Origin of the sequence: Streptomyces sp. SudanB182_2057, from assembly GCF_964272715.1 — a bacterium.
Classification (GTDB): domain Bacteria; phylum Actinomycetota; class Actinomycetes; order Streptomycetales; family Streptomycetaceae; genus Streptomyces; species Streptomyces rubradiris.
Map to the genome: position 1 here is coordinate 8,057,637 of NZ_OZ186798.1, position 18,888 is coordinate 8,076,524.

Annotated in this window: 16 protein-coding genes and 1 pseudogene; 11 read left to right on the forward strand and 6 right to left on the reverse strand. The window is 71.7% G+C overall.

The genetic code is table 11. The annotated features are described in order from the left end of the window. Window positions 1–6 precede the first annotated feature (6 nt). Window positions 7–405, reverse strand: coding sequence for a nuclear transport factor 2 family protein (locus tag ACSURM_RS35835; RefSeq protein WP_436960127.1), 399 nt, complete (start codon window positions 403–405; stop codon window positions 7–9). Between the two features lie 147 nt (window positions 406–552). Between ACSURM_RS35835 and ACSURM_RS35840 the strand changes: the two genes are divergently transcribed. The 3 genes from ACSURM_RS35840 to ACSURM_RS35850 all read left to right on the forward strand — a co-directional run bounded on the left by ACSURM_RS35840 (window position 553) and on the right by ACSURM_RS35850 (window position 4,394). Continuing rightward, window positions 553–1,101 carry a TetR/AcrR family transcriptional regulator C-terminal ligand-binding domain-containing protein gene (locus tag ACSURM_RS35840; RefSeq protein ID WP_436960128.1) on the forward strand — a complete coding sequence of 183 codons (549 nt, stop codon included), beginning with the start codon at window positions 553–555 and terminating at the stop codon, window positions 1,099–1,101. Between the two features lie 194 nt (window positions 1,102–1,295). Next, complete coding sequence (locus ACSURM_RS35845) at window positions 1,296–2,867, forward strand: alpha-L-arabinofuranosidase B (protein ID WP_436960129.1); 1,572 nt, start codon at window positions 1,296–1,298, stop codon at window positions 2,865–2,867. A gap of 216 nt (window positions 2,868–3,083) precedes the next feature. After that, window positions 3,084–4,394: a glucuronyl esterase domain-containing protein gene (locus tag ACSURM_RS35850; RefSeq protein ID WP_436960130.1), complete on the forward strand. Its 1,311-nt coding sequence runs from the start codon at window positions 3,084–3,086 to the stop codon at window positions 4,392–4,394. A 171-nt stretch (window positions 4,395–4,565) separates the two neighbouring features. On the opposite strand, the gene ACSURM_RS35855 is transcribed toward ACSURM_RS35850, so the two are convergent. The 4 genes from ACSURM_RS35855 to ACSURM_RS35870 all read right to left on the reverse strand — a co-directional run bounded on the left by ACSURM_RS35855 (window position 4,566) and on the right by ACSURM_RS35870 (window position 9,684). Continuing rightward, the gene (locus tag ACSURM_RS35855) at window positions 4,566–5,867 is read right to left on the reverse strand and encodes an SGNH/GDSL hydrolase family protein (protein ID WP_436960131.1); all 1,302 of its coding nucleotides are present in this window, start codon (window positions 5,865–5,867) and stop codon (window positions 4,566–4,568) included. Window positions 5,868–5,911: 44 nt separating this feature from the next. Then, on the reverse strand, window positions 5,912–7,423 hold the full coding sequence (locus tag ACSURM_RS35860) for a sodium:solute symporter family protein (RefSeq protein ID WP_436960132.1): 1,512 nt from the start codon (window positions 7,421–7,423) through the stop codon (window positions 5,912–5,914). 84 nt (window positions 7,424–7,507) lie between these two features. Next, on the reverse strand, window positions 7,508–8,782 hold the full coding sequence (locus ACSURM_RS35865; protein WP_436960133.1) for a glucarate dehydratase family protein: 1,275 nt from the start codon (window positions 8,780–8,782) through the stop codon (window positions 7,508–7,510). Next, complete coding sequence (locus tag ACSURM_RS35870; protein WP_436960134.1) at window positions 8,779–9,684, reverse strand: 5-dehydro-4-deoxyglucarate dehydratase; 906 nt, start codon at window positions 9,682–9,684, stop codon at window positions 8,779–8,781. The genes ACSURM_RS35865 and ACSURM_RS35870 overlap by 4 nt, the downstream gene beginning before the upstream one ends. 358 nt (window positions 9,685–10,042) lie before the next feature. Here ACSURM_RS35870 and ACSURM_RS35875 point away from each other — a divergent pair, with 358 nt between their 5' ends. The 5 genes and pseudogenes from ACSURM_RS35875 to ACSURM_RS35895 all read left to right on the forward strand — a co-directional run bounded on the left by ACSURM_RS35875 (window position 10,043) and on the right by ACSURM_RS35895 (window position 14,718). Further along, window positions 10,043–10,498 carry a hypothetical protein gene (locus ACSURM_RS35875; RefSeq protein WP_436960135.1) on the forward strand — a complete coding sequence of 152 codons (456 nt, stop codon included), beginning with the start codon at window positions 10,043–10,045 and terminating at the stop codon, window positions 10,496–10,498. Window positions 10,499–10,669: 171 nt separating this feature from the next. Next, window positions 10,670–11,202: pseudogene (locus tag ACSURM_RS35880) on the forward strand (cytochrome P450). A 397-nt stretch (window positions 11,203–11,599) separates the two neighbouring features. Then, window positions 11,600–11,824, forward strand: coding sequence for a hypothetical protein (locus ACSURM_RS35885; protein ID WP_436960136.1), 225 nt, complete (start codon window positions 11,600–11,602; stop codon window positions 11,822–11,824). 210 nt (window positions 11,825–12,034) lie between these two features. After that, window positions 12,035–13,543, forward strand: coding sequence for a pyridoxal phosphate-dependent decarboxylase family protein (locus ACSURM_RS35890; RefSeq protein WP_436960137.1), 1,509 nt, complete (start codon window positions 12,035–12,037; stop codon window positions 13,541–13,543). After that, a complete protein-coding gene (locus ACSURM_RS35895; protein WP_436960138.1) occupies window positions 13,540–14,718 on the forward strand; it encodes a M24 family metallopeptidase in 1,179 nt (392 codons plus the stop codon). Before ACSURM_RS35890 ends, ACSURM_RS35895 begins: the two co-directional genes overlap by 4 nt. A 135-nt stretch (window positions 14,719–14,853) precedes the next feature. Here the strand turns inward: ACSURM_RS35895 and ACSURM_RS35900 are convergent, their stop codons facing one another. After that, window positions 14,854–15,963 (reverse strand): acyl-CoA dehydrogenase family protein, encoded by a 1,110-nt coding sequence (locus ACSURM_RS35900; RefSeq protein WP_436960139.1) that lies wholly within the window; start codon window positions 15,961–15,963, stop codon window positions 14,854–14,856. Window positions 15,964–16,232: 269 nt separating this feature from the next. Between ACSURM_RS35900 and ACSURM_RS35905 the strand changes: the two genes are divergently transcribed. The 3 genes from ACSURM_RS35905 to ACSURM_RS35915 are packed head-to-tail and all read left to right on the forward strand — an operon-like array spanning window position 16,233 to window position 18,825. After that, complete coding sequence (locus tag ACSURM_RS35905; RefSeq protein ID WP_359041504.1) at window positions 16,233–16,541, forward strand: acyl carrier protein; 309 nt, start codon at window positions 16,233–16,235, stop codon at window positions 16,539–16,541. Then, on the forward strand, window positions 16,538–17,701 hold the full coding sequence (locus ACSURM_RS35910; RefSeq protein ID WP_436960140.1) for an acyl-CoA dehydrogenase family protein: 1,164 nt from the start codon (window positions 16,538–16,540) through the stop codon (window positions 17,699–17,701). Before ACSURM_RS35905 ends, ACSURM_RS35910 begins: the two co-directional genes overlap by 4 nt. Beyond that, window positions 17,698–18,825, forward strand: coding sequence for a 3-oxoacyl-ACP synthase (locus tag ACSURM_RS35915; protein ID WP_436960141.1), 1,128 nt, complete (start codon window positions 17,698–17,700; stop codon window positions 18,823–18,825). Before ACSURM_RS35910 ends, ACSURM_RS35915 begins: the two co-directional genes overlap by 4 nt. The last annotated feature ends 63 nt before the right edge of the window (window positions 18,826–18,888 follow it).

Consider the following 18,888-nt stretch of genomic DNA (forward strand, 5'->3'; position numbering starts at 1 on the left):
CCGCTCTCAGACGAAGAAGGCGTTCATGCCGGGAACATCCGAGAGGTAGGTCTCGATGCTCGCGATCCGGCCGTCGCGCAGACGGCAGACGGTGGACAGATGTTCGTCCAGTCGGACGTCGCCCCGCCGGGCGGTGTTGTGCAGGGACAGCGCCATGTTCTCCCGGCTGACCAGGATGTGCAGCAGGCGGAAGTCGAGACCGTAGGAAGCGATCTTCCGGGCGCGTTCCACGACCGCGTCGGCGCCCACGGCCGTACCGGAGATGGTGTTGTCGCCGGGCAGCGTCCAGGTGGCGTCATCGGTGAGCAGGGACCGGATGCCGTTCCAGTCACCGGCGGTGAGGAAGGCGTGGAACCGCGTGCCGAGCTGGTGCGCGGCCTGGTACGGGTCCTCGTGCGGGGGCATGGTTCCTCCACGGAAGAGCGGCTAAAGCAGTGGTCTTCGCGTTAGTCAGCGTAGGTGGCCCGCTGGCTAAAGCACAACTCTTTGCTTTAACCTGGGAGGGTGTCCGCCAAAAGCAAAGACAGCCGTCCCGGAGGCAGAAGCGCCCGGGTGCGTGCCGCCGTCCACCGCGCGGTGGTGGAACTCGTCCATGAAGTCGGCGCCGACAGGGTGACCATCCCCGCGGCGGCGCGCCGCGCCGGCGTCAACCCCAGCTCCGTGTACCGCCGTTGGGGCACGGTCTCGGCCCTCCTCGCGGACGTGGCCGACCGGCGTCAGGACGAGGGGGCGCCCGAGCTGCTCGGTGATCTCCGTGAGGACCTGGAGCGGGTGGCGGTCTGGACGCTCGCGGACCTGTCACGGCCGGGCGGTGTGGCGTTCTTCCGCGCGGAAGTGGCGCCGGATGTGGACGAACGCCGGGCCGGCCTGCGCGCCTGCCTGGAGCGGGTCAGCGCTCGCTTCCGGGCCCCGCTGGACGCCGCCGCCGAGCGGGGAGAGGCGGCGCCCCCGCTGGAGCGCGTACTCGACCGGGTGGTCGCCCCCCTCTATTTCCGTGTCGTGTTCTCGGTCCCGGGGACGGACGAGCGGTACGCGCGCGACCTGGTCGCCGAACTGTGCGCCCCCGGCCTGGACGCCCCGGGTGCTCGCGGTCGCCGCTGACCTCCGGTTCCGGCGGTCGGAGTGTCGGACGTGCGCGATCTGTTGACACCCTTCGGGCGCTTCCTATCATCAAACCTTGTCCGCTGAAGCGATCCATATCCGAAATATCGAACCCATGTGGTTGTCATGCGCATGACCTACACCCATGTGCCGGTGGTGGGACGCCACCCGCCTCAACCCCCAGGAGATCGCTCATGTCTGTGACACCGGCCCGCCCCGGGCGGGCCAGACCGCTCGTCCTGTCGGCCCTCGTGCTGGCCCTGGCCACCGCCCTGCTCGGCGGCCGGGCCTCCGCCGAGGGCGACGCCGTGACCGCCGGCTCGCTGCCCTGCGACCTGTACGCGTCCGGCGGCACCCCCTGCGTGGCCGCGCACAGCACCACCCGCGCCCTGTACTCCGCGTACACCAGCCGCCTCTACCAGGTGAAGCGCGCGTCCGACGGCGCCACGCGGGACATCGGCGCGCTCGGCGCGGGCGGTCACGCCGACGCCGCCGCGCAGGACTCCTTCTGCGCGGGCACGAGCTGCCTGATCACCGTCATCTACGACCAGTCGGGCCGAAGCAACCACCTCACCCAGGCACCGCCCGGTGACTTCCAGGGCCCCGCAGCCGGTGGTTACGACAACCTCGCCGAGGCGTCCGCCGCGCCGGTCACCGTGGGCGGCCACAAGGCGTACGGCGTCTTCATCGCCCCCGGCACCGGCTACCGGAACAACAACACCAACGGCATCGCGACCGGCGACCAGCCGGAAGGCATGTACGCGCTCCTCGACGGCAGCCACTACAACAGCGGTTGCTGCTTCGACTACGGCAACGCCGAGACCAACAGCCGGAACAACGGCAACGGCGCGATGGAGACCGTCTACTTCGGCAACAGCAAGGCATGGGGCTACGGCACCGGCAACGGCCCCTGGGTCATGGCCGACCTGGAGAACGGTCTGTTCTCCGGGGTCAACCGCGGCTACAACGCCAACGACCCCAGCGTCAGTCACCGGTTCCTCACCGCCGTCGTCAAGGGCGGCCCCAACCGCTGGGCGATCCGGGCCGGCAACGCCCAGTCGGGCGGCCTGTCCACGTACTACGACGGACCGCGCCCCAACGCCTCGGGCTACAACCCGATGAAGAAGGAAGGGGCCATCATCCTCGGCATCGGCGGTGACAACAGCAACAGCTCCGCCGGCACCTTCTACGAGGGCGTGATGACGTCCGGCTACCCGTCGGACGCCACCGAGAACGCCGTACAGGCGAACATCAACGCGGCCGGGTACGCCCCCTCCCCGCTGGCGGGCGCGCCCACCGTCGGCTCCAGGGTCTCGCTGCGGGCCACCACCTCCTGCTGCACGACCGACTACCTCCGGCACAACACGGCCGACAACAACGCCGCCATCGGCCCCGTCTCCTCGTCCAGTCCATCCACCGACAAGGCCGCCGCCACCTGGATCGTGCGCGCCGGCCTGGGCGACTCCTCGTGCCTCTCCTTCGAGTCCGCCGACAAGCCGGGGCAGTACCTGCGCCACTACGACTTCCGGCTGCGCGTCGACACCATCGACAGCGGCGCGCTGGCCAGACTGGACGCCACGTTCTGCCCGCAGCCGAGCCACAACGGCCAGGGCGTCTCCCTCCGGTCCGCCAACTACCCAGGGGACTTCGTGCGCCACTACGAATACGGCGCCTACGTCGCGAGCCACGGCGGCTCCCACGCCTGGGACAGCGCCACCGCCTGGGCCGACGACACGAGCTGGGTCGTGACCTCCCCCTGGGCCTGACGCCCGCCACGCGACACCCGCACTCCGGCCGTGCCACCCACCCCGGTGGCACGGCCGCCGTGTGTCGCCGTATCGGCCTCCGGCGGGCGAAAGTTTCGCTTATTCGGCGAATCGGCACGACAATCTCCGTCCCGCGCATTGTGGTCGCCGTGACGCGTTCCTAGCCTGGGAGCGCTCCCACGGTAATCCGCCCGCCTCCTCGGCCTTGGAGGTCCCATGCGCCCGGACCGATCGCGTCGCCACCGCCCAGGACTGCTGACGGCCACAGCCCTGGCCGGGGTCGTGGCCCTGACCTGCACGACCCCGCAAGAGGCCCGCTCCGCCACCGGCGCCGTCACCGCCGCACCGGCCGCTCACGGCGTCGAGGACGACGGAGCCGAGTGCCCCGTACCCGCCACCGGACAGGGTCCGTCCCGCCCGCTGCTCCCGGACCCGTTCCTCGAACTGGACGGCACCCGCGTCGCCACCGCGTCCGACTGGCGGTGCCGCCGGGCCGAGATCAGGGAACTGGCGGAGCGCTCCCTCTACGGCCAGAAGCCGTCGAAGCCCGCCAGTGTGACCGGCACCGTCTCGGCGACCTCGATCACGGTGAACGTCAGCGACCAGGGCAAGAGCGCCGGTTTCTCCGCGCGCGTCGAACTGCCCGGCGGTTCCGGCCCCTTCCCCGCCGTCATCGTCTACGGCGGGCTCGGCGCCGACACCAGCACCATCAAGGCATCCGGCGTCGCGGTCATCAGCTACGACCCGTACACCGTCGGCAAAGAGGGCACGTCCCGCGGCAGCGAACAGGGCGCCTTCTACAGCGTGTACGGCTCGTCCAGCCCCACCGGCCTGCTGATGGCCTGGTCCTGGGGCGTGAGCCGGATCATCGACGTCATCGAGCAGTCGGGCGGCACGATCCTGAAGGCGGGCGCGACCGGAGTCACCGGCTGCTCGCGGTTCGGCAAAGGCGCTTTCGTGGCCGGCGCGTTCGACCAGCGGATCGCCCTCACCATGCCGATCGAGTCGGGGACCGGCGGCGTCCCCGCCTACCGGAGCGTCCCGGGGGAGAGCGGCGCCCAGCCGTTGAGCAGCGCCTACGCGGAGCAGCCGTGGCTCGGTGACGCCTTCGGCCCCTACACCGGCACCCCGGACACCCTGCCGGTGGACACCCACGAGATCGTCGGCATGGTCGCTCCGCGCGGCCTGTTCATCATGGAGAACCCGCACGTCGGCTGGCTCGGTGCCCGCTCCGGCAGCGTGGCCGCCCTGGGCGGAGCCGAGATCTACCGGGCGCTGGGCGCGGGCGGCCACATCACCTACTGGTCGGACGTCCGGGACGGCACGCACTGCGCGGTCCGGCCCGAGTGGAAGAGCCCGCTCCAGCAGAACCTGTCGAAGTTCCTGTTCGGCTCCGGCGGCGGCTCGGGCGTCTTCCGGATCGCCTCCGGCAAGGCCGGCGACCTCGCACAGTGGCGCGACTGGCAGACGCCCGTGCTCACCCGTGCGGGCGGGACACGGTCCGCGACCGGCACCGGTACCAGGTGACGCCTGGAACGCACCGGCGCCACCACCGCCTCCGGCTCCACCGTGCACGGCGGAGCCGCCGCGCCCGCGGCAGGCACGGACGGGCGTGGGCGTTCCGCCGGGGCGACGGCCGGTCCCCTCCGTCCCCGGGGGACCGGCCGTCCGTGCTCGTGGCCCGTCGTAAGACGCCGCTCACCGGTGGAACAGGGCGACCGGGACGGCGTCGGCGAGGGCCTGGTACCCGGCCGGGTTGAGGTGCAGGTGGTCACCGGTGTCGTAGGCCGGCCGCAGCCGGGCCGGGGCGTCCGGGTCGCGGACCGCGCGGTCGAAGTCGATGACGGCGTCGAACCCGCCGCCGGTGCGGATCCACCGGTTGACCTCTTGCCGGGCCGACTCGTGGGCGCCGGCCGGATCGTCGTAGCCGTTGCCGCCGAAGGGGGTGAGGGTGGCGCCGTAGACCCGGATGCCCTGGGCGTGGGCGCGGGTGACGATCTGCCGGTAGGCGCCGATGAGTTCGGCCGCGATCCGCCGCGCGTCCGCCGCGGAGGTGCCGGCGGTGCCGATGTCGTTGACACCCTCGAAGACGATGAGCCGGTCGACGCCGCTGCGGGCGAGGACGTCCCGGTCCAGCCGGGCCAGGGCGTTGGGGCCCAGCCCGTCCCGCAGGACGCGGTTGCCGCCCGCCGCCTCGTTGACGACGGCGATGTCCGCGGTGCCGGGGCGGGCCGCCAGCCGCGCCCGCAGCCGGTCGGGCCAGCGGTCGTTGCCGTTGGTCGTCGATCCGCGGCCGTCGCTGAGCGAGTCGCCGAGGACGACGGTGGCGGAGGCGGTGCGCCGCGACCACACCTCCAGCCCGCTCAGGAAGTACCAGTGGTCGACGGTCGTCGCACCGGGCAGCTCGGCGTCGTCCAGGTGGTCGCCGGCGAGCAGGTGGGACGTCGTACGGGATCCGGGGTGCGAGGTGATGGCGGTGGAGGCCTGCCCGTGCGCGAGGTACAGGGTGACGGTGAGGTTGCTGCCCGGCGCCACGTCGAAGTCCAGCGGATCACTGACCGCCTGTGCGCCCTGCGGGATGTCGAAGCCCGGCTGCCCGCCGAACGTCACCCGCCGGGAGCTGCCCGGCACGATCGCGCCGACCCCCGCCTTGCCGTCGGCCGGGCGGGCCACGGAGACGGCCGTGACGGGCAGGTCGGCCCCGCCGAAGGCGTTGGACAGGCGCAGCCGTATGCGCTTGCCGCCCACCCCGACGTGCACGGTCTGCCGCACGGTGGCGTTGTCGAACACGCGGTCGCTCTGGGTGAACGGTGCCGGGGGCATGTTGCCCGGCTCGGTCAGCTGGGGCATGGACGCCCAGGTGTCCGTCCACTGCCCGCTCCCGGCCGTCACGGCGGCGGGCCGCGCGGGAGCGGCCCCGCCGGACGAGGCGTGAGGGGACAGGCCCACCGTGGCGGCGATCGCCGCGGCGGCGGCCACGAATGACGCTGCTCGTTTCATGTGACGGTTCCTCCGACTGCTCTGATTGCTGGGGCTGGTGGGGGTCAGGCCCGTTCCGCCACGGCGTGCGTGGCCGTGCCGGATCCGGGCTCCGGGCCGGAGACCGCCGCCACCACTGCGTCCGCCTCCGCGTCCGGTTCGGGCAGGAGCAGGCCCAGGCCCGCGTAGACGACGAGCGAGGTGACCAGCGGGGTGACGACCACCGTGGTCTGCGAGGCGCCGTCCAGGCCGTACTTGACGAAGAAGTAGCCGCCGAGTCCGAGCGCCCACGACGTGAGGGCCGCCCGGGAGCCGCAGCGGCGGAAGGCGGGCAGCAGCCCGAGCAGCATCGGGATGGAGATCGGGCCCATGACGGCCGCGACCATGCCGACGATGATGCCGAGGACCCCGCCGAAGTGGTCGGCCTCGATGGCCACGACCATGGAGACGGTGATGAAGACGACCGTGACCACCCGCGCCGCCCGCAGTCCGCGCGCCGTGCTCACCTCCCGGAACCCGGGCAGGACGGCGGGCATGATGTCCCGGGTGACCACGGCCGAGATGGCGTTGGCGTCCGAGGAGGCCATGGCCATGGTGTGCGAGAACATGCCCGCCAGGGTCAGCCCCACCAGGCCCGCGGGCAGGTACGACTGTGCCATCAGCGCGTAGGTCTGCTGCGGGTCGGCGATGTGCGGCATGAGCACCGGCGCGGCGACCGCCGGCAGCAGCAGTACGGCCGGCCACACCAGGTAGAGGGCCGCCGACAGCCCGGCCGAACGGCGGGCGGACCGCGGGGAGTCGGTGGCCATGTACCGCTGGGCCAGGTTCCACATGCCGCCGTTGTATTCGAAGAGCTTCACGACGACGTACGCGGTCAGGAAGCCCGCCGTGTAGGGGCCCACGAGGGGGTCGGTGTGCCCGGCCGGCAGCCGGTGCCACAGCGTGCCGAGGGCGGAGACGCCGCCGAGCCGGTCGAGGACGACCCACATCATCGACAGCGCGGCCACGCCCTGGATGACGAACTGCCCGAACTCGGTGAGCGCGTCCGCCCACAGCCCACCGACCGTGCAGTACAGCAGGGTGACGACGCCGGTCAGCAGGATGCCGTGGGTCATCGACATACCGGTGAACACCTTCAACAGCACGGCCACCGACGCCCACTTGGCGGCCACGTCGAAGACCTTGAGCAGGGCGCCGCTCCACGCCAGCGCCTGCTGGGTGGGCAGGTTGTAGCGGCGCACCAGGTACTCCAGCGGGGAGGCGACCTGGTAGCGCTCGCGCAGCCGGTTCCACCGGGGCGCGAAGAGCCAGGCGCCGACGCCGGTGCCCAGGGCGAGCGGCAGGAAGGCCCAGACGTAGACGGTGATGCCGTAGTCGTAGGCGACCGCGGCGTACGCGACGAAGACGGCGGCGCTGTAGCCGGACATGTGGTGCGAGATGCCGGTCAGCCACCAGGGCATCCGGCCGCCGCCGGTGAAGTAGTCGGACACGTCGTCGACACGCCGGTGCGACCACAGGCCGATCAGCAGCATCACCAGGAAGTAGCCGCCTACGGCGGCCCAGTCGAGCCAGTGCATGGGAGGACCTTCTTGTCGTGAACGGCGGTGAGGCGTACGGACGCAGGGACGGACCGAGCGGGGCGCGCCGGGGTCCGCCGGGGGTCACCAGCGGGGTGACTTCTTCTCGTACGACGGATCCAGCCGGCGCATGTACCCGGTGTCGTCCCGGTTGCGCAGACCGCAGCGGAGGTACTGCTCGTGCAGCCGGGCCAGCGCGTCACGGTCCAGTTCCACGCCGAGGCCGGGGGAGCGGGGGACGGCGACCGCGCCGGACCGGAAGCCGAGCACGCCCGGGACGATCACGTCCTCCGTCGGGTCCTTCCACGGCCAGTGCGTGTCGCAGGCGTACGTGAGGTTCTCGGTGGCGGCGGCCAGGTGGGTCATCGCGGCAAGACTGATGCCGAGATGGGAGTTGGAGTGCATGGACAGACCCATGCCGAAGGTGGCGCAGATCCCGGCGAGCAGCTTGGAGCGGTGCAGGCCGCCCCAGTAGTGGTGGTCGGACAGGACGACCCGGACCGCGTCGTCGCGCACCGCGGAGGGCAGTTCGTCGAAGGCGACGACGCACATGTTGGTGGCCAGCGGCATCGGGGCCTCCCGGGCGACCCGGGCCATGCCCTCCTGGCCGGGGGTCGGGTCCTCCAGGTACTCCAGGACGCCTTCCAGCCGCCGCGCCACCTTCAGCGAAGTCTCCACGGTCCAGGCGGCGTTGGGGTCCAGGCGCAGCGGGATGCCGGGGAACGCCCGGCGCAGCGCGAGAACCGCCTCCACCTCCTCCTCGGGCGGCATCACACCGCCTTTGAGCTTGATCGCCCCGAAGCCGAACCGCGCCATCATGCGCCGGGCCTGCGCCACGATGCCGTCCGGGTCCAGGGCGGGTCCCCACTCGTCGGGCTCGTGTCCGGGATGCGCGGCCCACTTGTAGAACAGGTAGGCGCTGTACGGGACTTCGTCGCGGACGGCACCGCCCAGCAGATCGCTGACGGGACGGCCGGCGGCACGGCCCTGGATGTCCAGGCAGGCCACCTCGAACGGGGAGAAGACCCGGTCGACCGTGCTGCTGGTGGTGATCATGCCGGTGAGGCCGTGGCCGTCGCCGCCACGGTCGTCGCCGATCAGCCCGGCGATCCGGCGGCGCATCGCACCGAGCGCGTGGACGTCCATGCCGGTGAGGGCGTCGGCCGCCGAGCGCAGCCGGCGCAGGTGACCCTCGTCGGCATAGGTCTCGCCCAGACCGGCGATGCCCTGGTCCGTCGTCACCTCGACCACGGCGCGCAGCGCGTAGGGTTCGTGCACGCCGACGGCGTTGAGCAGGGCGGGGTCCTTGAACGCCACCGGTGTGATGTCGACGCGGCTGATCCGCAGGTCCTCGCTCATCGGATCGCCGCACCCCTCTCGATGATCTCCTCCAGTTCGGCGAGATGCCCGGGCGTCGGATCGGTCAGCGGCGGACGCACGCCCCCGACATCGAGACCGCGCAGCCGGACGGCCGCCTTGACCAGGGCCACCGCATAGCCGGGCACGCGTTCGCGCAGCGCGATCAACGGGTGGAAGAAGCCGGCCAGCAGCCGCTGCGCCAGCTCGTCGTCACCGGTGGCGAGGGCCCGTTGGAAGGCGAGAGCTGTCTCGGGGGCGAAGCAGAACGCCGCCGAGGAATACAGGTCCACGCCGATGCCGCGGTAGGCGAGCTGGGTCCCTTCGGCGGTGGGCATGCCGTTGAAGAACTGGAAGTCCCGCCCGCCGGTGGCCGGGTCCGCCCGGACCGCGGTCACGATCCGGGCCAGCAGGTCCAGGTCGCCGGTGCCGTCCTTCAGGCCCACGACCCTTGGCAGGCGTGCGACTTCGACGGCAGAGGGGACGTCGAACCGGGCGGTGCCGCGCTGGTAGACGATCACCGGCAGGGAGGCGGCGGCGTGGACCTCGCGCACATAGGCGACCAGCCCGGCGGGCGGTCCCGCGACCAGGTACGGCGGCATCAGCAGCAGCCCGTCGGCACCGGCCTCCTCGGCGGCCCGAGCGTGCTGCCGGGCGAGTGGCAACGGCCCGCCGGCTCCCGCGAACACGGGAACCCGGCCGGCCGTCACGCGCACCGCCGTACGCACCACGGAGGCGAACTCGGCCAGGTCCAGGGCGTGGAACTCCCCGGTCCCGCAGGCCACGAAGACCCCACCGGCCCCGGACTCGATCCCCGCTCTCAGATGGTCCGAAAGTTTCGCCGCGTCTATCGATCCATCTTCCGTGAACGGGGTGACGGGAAAGAAGAGAATGCCCTTCAGCACGCTGACCTCATCCGGTGACTGTCACATATGTGAATGGCCGTCATGATGACGAATGGTGGGACGGAATGTATGGTCGCCCGCCGAGTCGGGTCAAGGTGTGTGCGGCGGCTGTCTGGTCTGCGGAGCGCGTGGACCGCTCGACCGCCGAGCCGCAGCCAGCCGAACGCCCAGCGAAACTTTCGACGGCCTTCGACGGTCGGGCTGCTCGGATTTATTGATATATATGTTATTTCCCTCGCATGGGTGAAAGCGCCACTGTGTCGGTTTTCCGTACGCATGGACGGGGATTGCCCGGACAGAGGGACAGTGCGGACAGGCCCGGTGTCCCCGCCGAGAGACTCGCCGAGGAGACGGCTCGATGAGAATCGGAGAAAAGCGCCGGTTCCGGCGAGATCCCCTGAAGTACATCGACATCCTCCGTCGCCGCAGCGCGACGGAAGTGTTCCGGCTTCCCCAGGGCGGCTATTGCGTCCGGGACGCGGATCTGGCGCAGACGCTGCTGCGCGGCCCGGAGTACAACAAGGGGAGGTCGGGATTCTTCGGTGACCTGCTGTCCACGCGGGAGGCACAGGTCGAAGTCGGCCACGCGGTACGGAACTTCCTGCGCGCGGGACGGCCGCGGTACCGCGCCGGGCTGCCCCGGACGGTGACCGCCCTCCCGGCGGTCAGCCGCTGGCCCGCCGCCGGGAACACGCTGGTGCACCGCTGCCTGGCCGACCTGCTGCTGGATCCCCAAAGCCCGGCGCGGACGGGAGGGTCGACCGGTCAGGCGATGCGCCGGGGAGTGGTGTTCCACGCGCCGCGAGCCCGGTAGCGAGCGCGGGCGGAGTTCCCGCGGGCCAGGCTGCTCACCGTCCTGACCGAGGAGGTGCGGCACCGCCGGGAACACCCCGCCGGCGAACCCCGTGATGTGCTGGACGCCCTGCTCGGCGCCTGCCCTCCCGCCGAAGTGACCGACCGGACGCCGGCCGAGCCGCACTTGATGATGTACCGGGCGATCGTGGTGCCCATCGGCGCTTCGCCGGCGTGGTCGGTGCTGCCGGGCTGCCTGCACCACACGTCGGACGCGCCGTGGCCCTGGCCCGCCGACCAGGTCGTGCGGGAGGCGCTCCGGTACCGCCCGGCGCCTTGGCTGCTCGGCCGCACCGTCCCGCACGCCGTCGAACTCGGTGGCGTCACCTTCCGCCCCGGCGACCTCCTCTTCGCCAGCCCGTACCTGATGCACCACGAGAAGGGCCGGTGGACGGCCCCGGCGAATTCCGGCCCGAACGCTGGGAGGAGCCGGGCGAACACGGCCCCTACGTGCCGTTCGGCGCTGGCCCCTACATCTGTGCAGGCGCGGCGGTGGCGCAGACGCTGCTGACCGAGTCGCTTGCCGCGCTCACCCGCGACGCCCGCCTGACCGTCACCGGCGGCGACACCCGCGCGGTCATCTCCGAAGGCAATGTTCCGCGACCGTTCGTTCTCCATCGCACCCCATGCCACGGGGGAAACGAGCGCGAGAGAGAAGGGAGGTGAACAGTCATGGCCGCATCGATGCGACGCATCTTCAGCAACAAGCCCGCCCGCCGCTGGTACTGGTACTGAGCGCCACGGCAATGACGGCCCGGAAGCCGGCCCCGGCCTCCGGGCCGTCCCGCGCCGGACAGGAAGCCGCGCCCCGCGCAGCGAAACGCCACCAGGCAATTGCGTTCGGAGGCCCTCGGCCTGCCGGTGAAGGCAGGTGTCCGTGTCGATGACGACCTGATGACCGGTATTCACTTTCGGTCGTGTCGGTTTCTCGGGTGTTGCCGGATCAGGGTTATTTTCTTCAGGCAGTATCCACGTGAGTGACGGTGTTTCCCACTTCTCGCCGGGCTGCGTTCCGGAAGGTGAATGGGCGAGATGCCGCTTCTCGGAAACCGGGAGAAAACCGATGAAGATTCTACGGCTCGTTGCCGTCCCACTCGCCGTCGCCGCATTGTTCGGAGGCGCGACGACGGCACAGGCGGACACCGAGGGATCCTCCTACAACCTGAACCTGCTGCCGTGTACGCAGGTTCCGATCCTTCCGATTCCCATTCTGTCCCTCTACCAGCACCCGGCCGACTGCTCCAAGGAGGTGACCAAGAGCGACGGTGGTGACAGCCAGCACCACTGATCGGGCTCTGCTCACCGGGGACCCCGGCGGACGCGTTGAGTATCGCGCTTTCGGTGCGCTGCTCAACGCGTCGAGCAGTGAGCGATTCCTTCAGGATTCTTCCATCGGCTCTCCCATGATTTCTCCTGGACACTAACAGGACGGGACAGTCCCGGACCGCTCGTGCCGCACGTTATACGGCCCATGCAAGTGGGTGGAAAGAGGCACACGATGGCACCGCTCGATGCCGCCGCTCTGGCGGGAAGCACCGAGGGGATGGCCGCGCTGCGACGTCTCGTCGACGAGGTTCTGCGGGCCGCGCAGGCCGGTGCTCGACGCCGAGGCGGCCCGGTGGCTGCGGGTGGACCGGCCGCGGTCGCTGAGCGGAACTCCGACCTGCTGGCGCACGTGCTGCCCCTGGAAGGGCTCTCGGACACCGAGGCCCTGGTGCCGCTCGCGGAAGCGTTCGCCTGGGGCAGCGTCGACCTGGCCTCACCGTCGACCGCGGCGTTCCTGCAGTGCCCACCGCTCACCGTCGCCGCCGCCGCGGACCTGGTGGTGAGCACGTTCAACCAGTCGGTGGACGTCTGGGACAGCGGTCCCTTCCCCATGGAGTTGGAGAAGGCGGTGTTCGAGCAGCTCCGTGTGCTGACCGGGCTGCCCGAGGGGACCACGGGGGTGATGACTCCGGGTGGTTCCATCGCCAATCTGCTGGCCGTGATCATCGCCCGGGACGTGCGCGGGTCAGCCCTGTGCGGAGTGGGCTTGACCGAAGAAGGCTTGCAGGCGACCCCACGACGGCTACGGGTGGTGTGCTCGCGCGAAGCCCACATCAGCGTCGACCGGGCGATCGCGGCGGCCGGCCTCGGCAACGCGGCCGCGGTGGTGGTGGAAACCGGCGCGGACGGCCGGATGTCAGCCGGAGCGGTGCACGCCGCCTTGGCCGCCCTGCCGGCGGATCACGTTCCCTTCGCTCTTCTGGCCACCGCCGGGACCACGGACCTCGGCGCCGTCGACGACCTGCCGGCCCTGGCCGAACTCGCGCACGCGCGCGGGATGTGGTTCCACGTCGACGCCGCCTACGGCGCCGGCATGCTGTTCTCACCGCGGATGCGACCGCTGTTCGCCGGCATCGAACAGGCCGACTCCATCACCCTGGACCTGCACAAGTTCGCCTGGCAGCCCGCCTCCTCCAGTGTGCTGTTGGTGCGCGACGGCCGCCACTTCCGTCCCCTGCGGCGCGAAGCCGCCTACCTCAACCCCCGGGACGACGAGCAGGCCGGTCTTCCCAACCAGCTCGGCCACACCCTGGAGACCACGCGGCGGGCCGACGTACTGAAGGTCGCGGCGTCTTTCCGCTGCCTGGGCAGGCGCGGCATGGCCGAGCTGATCGACCACTGCCATGCCATGGCGCGTCACGCCGAACGTCTGGTCGCCGGCCACCCGAGGCTGCGGGCCGCCGCGCCCGTCACCCTCACCCGCCTCGTCTTCCGTTACCTGCCGCGGCGACCGGAGCTGAACGACCAGGTCAACGCCGGTCTGCGCAGAAGGCTGCTGACCGAGGGAAGTGCCGTCATCGGCCGTACCACCCGCGTTGTCGAAGGCGCCGAGCGCACGCACCTGAAACTGACCGTCATCAACCCGATGACGACGACACAGGACATCGAGAACCTCGTCGCCGGGATCGTCGCCGCCGGAGAGGCCGAGGAGCGGGCGATCCAGGAGCAGGGAAGACGATGACCGACTCGCCTACCCACTCCGGTGTCGACCTGCGCGCCCTCGGTGACAGGCGCACCGCCCGGCTGACCGGATGGATGACCGACGCCGGCCTCGACCACCTGGTCCTCACCGGGCCGGACCACATCCGTTACGCCACCGGCTACCGCGCGCAACTCGTCAGCGAGGGCGTCGACTGGTACGCCGCGATCGTCGGCGCCGATGGCGAGGCGGAGGTGTTCGTACCCTTCACCGACACCGTCACCGACACCGAGGTGCCCGAGCCGGGCCCGGCGCTGCCCAGGCTGCGACGCCTCCGGCCGGCTCCCTCCTGGGCCCCGGCCGCCTGCCAGCCCGGGCAGTGGGCACGTTCCCTCGCCGCCGCCCTGAGCGCCCGTCACGCCCGACGCGTGGGATACGACGCACTGGACGCCGGCATCCTCCACGACGTCGCGACCGACCTGCCAGGGACCCGTTTCAGGCCGTGCGCCGCCGATCTGTTCGCCCTGCGCGCCGTCAAGGACCCGCTGGAGATCGCCCTCGTCGAAGCCGCCTGCCGCATCAACGCGGCGGCCCTCGACCTGGCCGTGGCCGGTGCCGACGCCGGCATGCGCGACCACGACCTGCTCGCCGTGGCCGCGGCCCACCAGCACCGGTCGGGGGCCGAGTTCCTCACCCACTCGGTCTGCAACGTCCGCAAGGGCAGCGGCGGCTGGTTCGCCGACGGTGCCCCGCTGAGGGAGGGCGAGCCCTTCTTCCTCGACATCGGCTGCCACGGACGCGGAGGGTACGCCTCCGACGCCGCCCGTACCGGGTTCGTCGGAGAGCCGCCGGCCGGCATCGCCCGCGCCTGGCAGCAGTTGCTCACCGCCTATCAGGAAGGGCAGGACGCGGCGCGCCCGGGGGTGCGCTGCTCCGTGATCCACGAGACCATCAACGCGTGCCTCGCCCGGCACAAGCTGCCCGTGACGCCCTACGGAACAGGGCACGGTGTCGGGCTGCGCTGCTGCGAACTGCCCTCCATCAACGCCGCCGACCGCATGGACAGCGACGCCGTCCTCAGGCCGGGCCACGTCATCGCCCTCGAACCGGAGACCGCCGTGGACCACCACGGCACCCTGTTCGTCCTCAAGATCGAGGACAACTTCGCCGTCACCGAGACCGGTCTGCGCCGGCTCACCCACCACACGCGCGCCTGAGTCGGGAAGACCACCGCGGCGCCGGCCGCAGACCGAGGCGGACGGGGCCTCGCCGTGGGCTTCCACACCGACGGCCTCGACGCACACGTCCGGGCCCGGACACCGGTGGGCTCGCGCCGTTCGCCGTCCTTACGGTCACAAGGAACTCGCCACCATCTCCAGCATGACCTCGTTCGTCCCTCCGTAGATCCGCTGTACCCGCAGATCGTCACGCATCCGTACGAGCGGGAAGTCGGGGTCGTGTGCCGCGGTTTCGCCGAGGGCGTCCAGGCAGCGGTCGATGATGCGGCCCGTCGTCTCCGTGCACCAGACCTTCGCCATCGAAGCCGTCGCCGTGTCCAGCTCCCCGTCCAGCGCCCGCTCCACACAGTCGTCGAGGAAGGACTCCGCCACACGCGCCCGCGTCGCGCAGCGGGCGATCTCGAAGCGGACGTGCTGCTGTGCGAACAGCCCGGCCTCCCGGGCCCGGTCCAGCGTCACGTCCACCGCGCGCCGCGCCGCCGCGACCGCCTCGGCCGCGATGATCAGCCGTTCGCGCGGCAACTGCCGCATGAGCATGAGGAATCCGGCGCCCTCCCGGCCGAGGAGGTTCTCCGCCGGCACCAGCGCGTCCTGGAAGTACAACGGCGCGGTGTCGGAGGTGTGCTGGCCGAGTTTGGCCAGCCGCCGGCCCCGCCGCAGCCCGGGGGTGCGGTCGGCCTCCACCACCAGCAGCGACATGCCGCGGGTCCCGGCGTCCGGGTCGGTGCGGACGGCGGTGACGATCAGGTCGGCGCTGGAGCCGTTGGTGATGAACATCTTGCTGCCGTCGACCCGGTAGCCGTCGTCCCCGCGCACCGCCGTCGTCCGCATGCCGCGCAGATCGGACCCGGCGTCGGGCTCGGTGAGGGCCAGCGCGCCGACCAGGTCGCCCGAGCACATCCCGGGCAGCCAGCGGAGCTTCTGCTCCGGGGTGCCGTACCGCTCGATGTACTGGGCCACCACCCCGCTGTGCATGGAGTTCCCGAAACCGTGCTCGCCCACCCGCACCTGCTCCTGGAAGATCACCAGATCGTGGGCGAGGGTCCCGCCACCGCCCCCGTACCGCTCGGGCACGGAGGCGCCGAGCAGGCCCAGCGAGCCCGCCTTGCGCCAGAAGTCCTTCTCCACCCCGCCCCGGCGCTCCCATTCGGCCCGCCGGGGCACGACCTCGTCGGTGAAGAACGAACGGGCGAGTTCCTGGACCGCAAGTACGTCATCGGTCATCCAGCGGCGAACGTTTCGAGCCACGTTGTGTGCCACTCCTCCAAGGTCCCCCGGCCCCGGGGCCGTCGGCCACGGCGCTGCGGGCCGAGCTGCCGCACGGCCCCGGACACGGACATCGACCACACCATCAAACACCGCCATTCCCCGGCGAGTTGGCAACCAGTCATGCCTGGCCGAAAGCGCCCGGTGGCCGGCCGGGGGCGTTGTGGCGCGCGATAACGGTTGTTACAGTGCCGCAGTCTCTGATCGAGATACGGGGGTGATCGGTTATGCCGTCTTCCGCAGCCGTGATCGAGCGGGATCTGTTGCAGTTTCTCGAAACTGTCGCACGAGAGAGTGTCCGTGGTCCGGACGACGATCTTTTCGCCGGGGGTTACCTCAACTCGCTGGGCGCCTTGGAACTCGTCGCCTTCCTCGAAGGACAGTATGGAATAGCGGTCGAGGTGGAAGACCTCGATCTGGACAACTTCCGGTCGGTGACCAGGATCGTCGACTTCGTCCTGGCGAAACGTTCTGCTCGTGAACAGGGTGGCTCCCCGGGGGCCGCCGCCGTGGCCCCGGGCGGGAGCGGGCGGTGACCGAGCCCCTGCTCCGCACCGAACCGAACGACTTCATCGAAGGCATCCGGCAGGCCGCGGCGGAGTGGGACACGGCCGGCGGGCCGCCCCGGGACATGGCGGAGCGGATGGCCAAGGCCGGTCTCCTCGGCGCCGATCTGCCCGCCGCTCACGGCGGCTCCGACCGCTCAGCACTGCGGCTCGGCGAACTGACGGCCGCGCTCGGCGCCGTGTGCACCTCGCTGCGCAGCCTGCTCACCGTGCAGGCCATGGTGGCCGCCGCCGTGCTGCGCTGGGGCACCGAGGAACAGCGGCGCACCTGGCTGCCCGCGCTGGCCTCGGGCGAGCGGATCGCGGGCCTCGCCGTCACCGAGGCGGACGCGGGAAGCGATCTGAACGCCGTCCAGACCACCGTCGAACGCGTCGGCGACCGGATGCGGATCAGCGGACGCAAGCTCTGGGTGACCTACGGCGAGTGGGCCGACGTCCTGCTGGTCCTGGGTCGCGACGGCGACCGTCCGACCGCCGTCCTGGTCGAGACCGACCGCCCCGGAGTGGAACGGGAACCGGTCTCCGGCCAACTCGGGCTGCGCGGCGCCCGGATCGCGCACATCCGGCTCCGGGACGTGGAGGTGTCGGCCGAAAACCGGGTCGCGCCACCGGGGTTCGGCCTCTCCCACGTCATCGGCACGGCACTCGACCACGGCAGGTTCACGGTCGCCTGGGGCTGCGTGGGCATGGCGGGCGCGTGCCTCGACGAGGCCGCCGGCCATGTGCTGACCCGCCGTCAGAACGGGGTCGCGCTCGCCGAACACGAGCTGGTGCGGGCGAAGATCGCCGAGATGCACCTGGCCGCCGAATCGGCCCGGGCGCTGGCCGAGCGGGCGGCCCGGCTGCGGGACGACCGGGCCCCGGACGCGGCCTCGGCGACGTTCGCCGCGAAATACGCCGCCGCCCGCGCGGCGGCCTCCGTCAGCCAGGACGCGGTGCAGCTCCAGGGCGCCGCCGGGTGCGCACCCGGCAGCCTGGCCCAGCGGTTCTTCCGGGACGCCAAGGTCATGCAGATCATCGAGGGCGCCGACGAGGTGGCCCTGCTGCGGGTCGCCGAGCACGTCCTGGGCGGACGCCGGGCCCGGGCCGTCCCCGGGCCGAACCCGGCCGGAGACGAGGCGGCACGATGAGCGCGTACGCCGGCACGCCCGGGATACGCATCGGGCCCGTCCACCTCTGGCACCCCGAACACACCCTGGCCGTCACCGACCTCCCCGAGCGGGCCACCCTGTCCGAGGCCCGCGACCGGCAGTTGCTCGCGCTCGGCGTCGACCGGGTGCGCGTCGCCGACGGACTGACCGAGATCGACCTCGCCGAGCGCGCGGCGCTGGGCGCGCTCGCCGACTCCGGCACCGACCCCGCCGACCTGGACGGGCTGCTGCTGGTGCAGGGCCGCGCCCCGGAATACCTCATGGCCTCCGAGGCCACCCGGCTCCAGCACCGGATCGGCGCCACCCGGGCGCTGACCCTCGGCGTCGGCGACCTGGGGTGTGTGTCCAGCAGCGCCGCCATCGAGATCGGCGCCGCGCTGCTGCGCGGCCGGGGCGGAGGCGGGCGCATCCTCGTCGCGATGGGCGTGCGGGCCGCGGCCACCGCCCGCTACCGCCCACCGATGACGGTCCTGGGCGACTGCGGCGCCGCGTTCCTGCTCACCACGGACGGCGACGACGGCGGCGGTGCGCCGTACCCCTCGGGCGTTGACACCGGCGGCGGTGCGTCGTACACCTCGGGCGTTGACACCGGTGGGGGTACGTCCTACAGCTCGGGCGACGCCCCCGTCGGCGGCCGGACCGCACGCTACCGGCTGCTCGGCCAGGAGCTGCGCAGTGACGGCCGCTACGCCGATCTGTTCCGCATCCGCTACCGCGAGCTGCCGCCCGAGCGGTGGGCCGAGGAGTGCGCGGACGAGAACGCGTACTCCTTCCAGCTCGCCATCGAAAGCCGCAACCGGCTGCGGGACCTCAACGCCGAACTGCTGCGGCGGTGCGCGACCACCCAGGACGAACTGGCCGCCGTGGTCATGCAGAACCTGTCCATGGGCGCGTTCGCCTTCTGGCAGGACGCCCTCGGAGTGAAGATCGCCGACGTCTGCCGCGACAACCTGGCCGGCCACGGCCACCTCGGCCCGGCCGACGTGCTGATGAACCTGGAGAGGCTGGCTCCGTCCGTGCCCGTCGGCGGCAGGGTGCTGGTGATGAACAGCAGCCCCGTCGCCGCCTGGTGCACCGCGCTCGTGGAGCGGCTGCCCGACTGAGCAGGGGACCCGCCGGTACGACGGCCCGGTCCCGGGCCGTCCGCCCGGGGCCGCCCCGCGCCA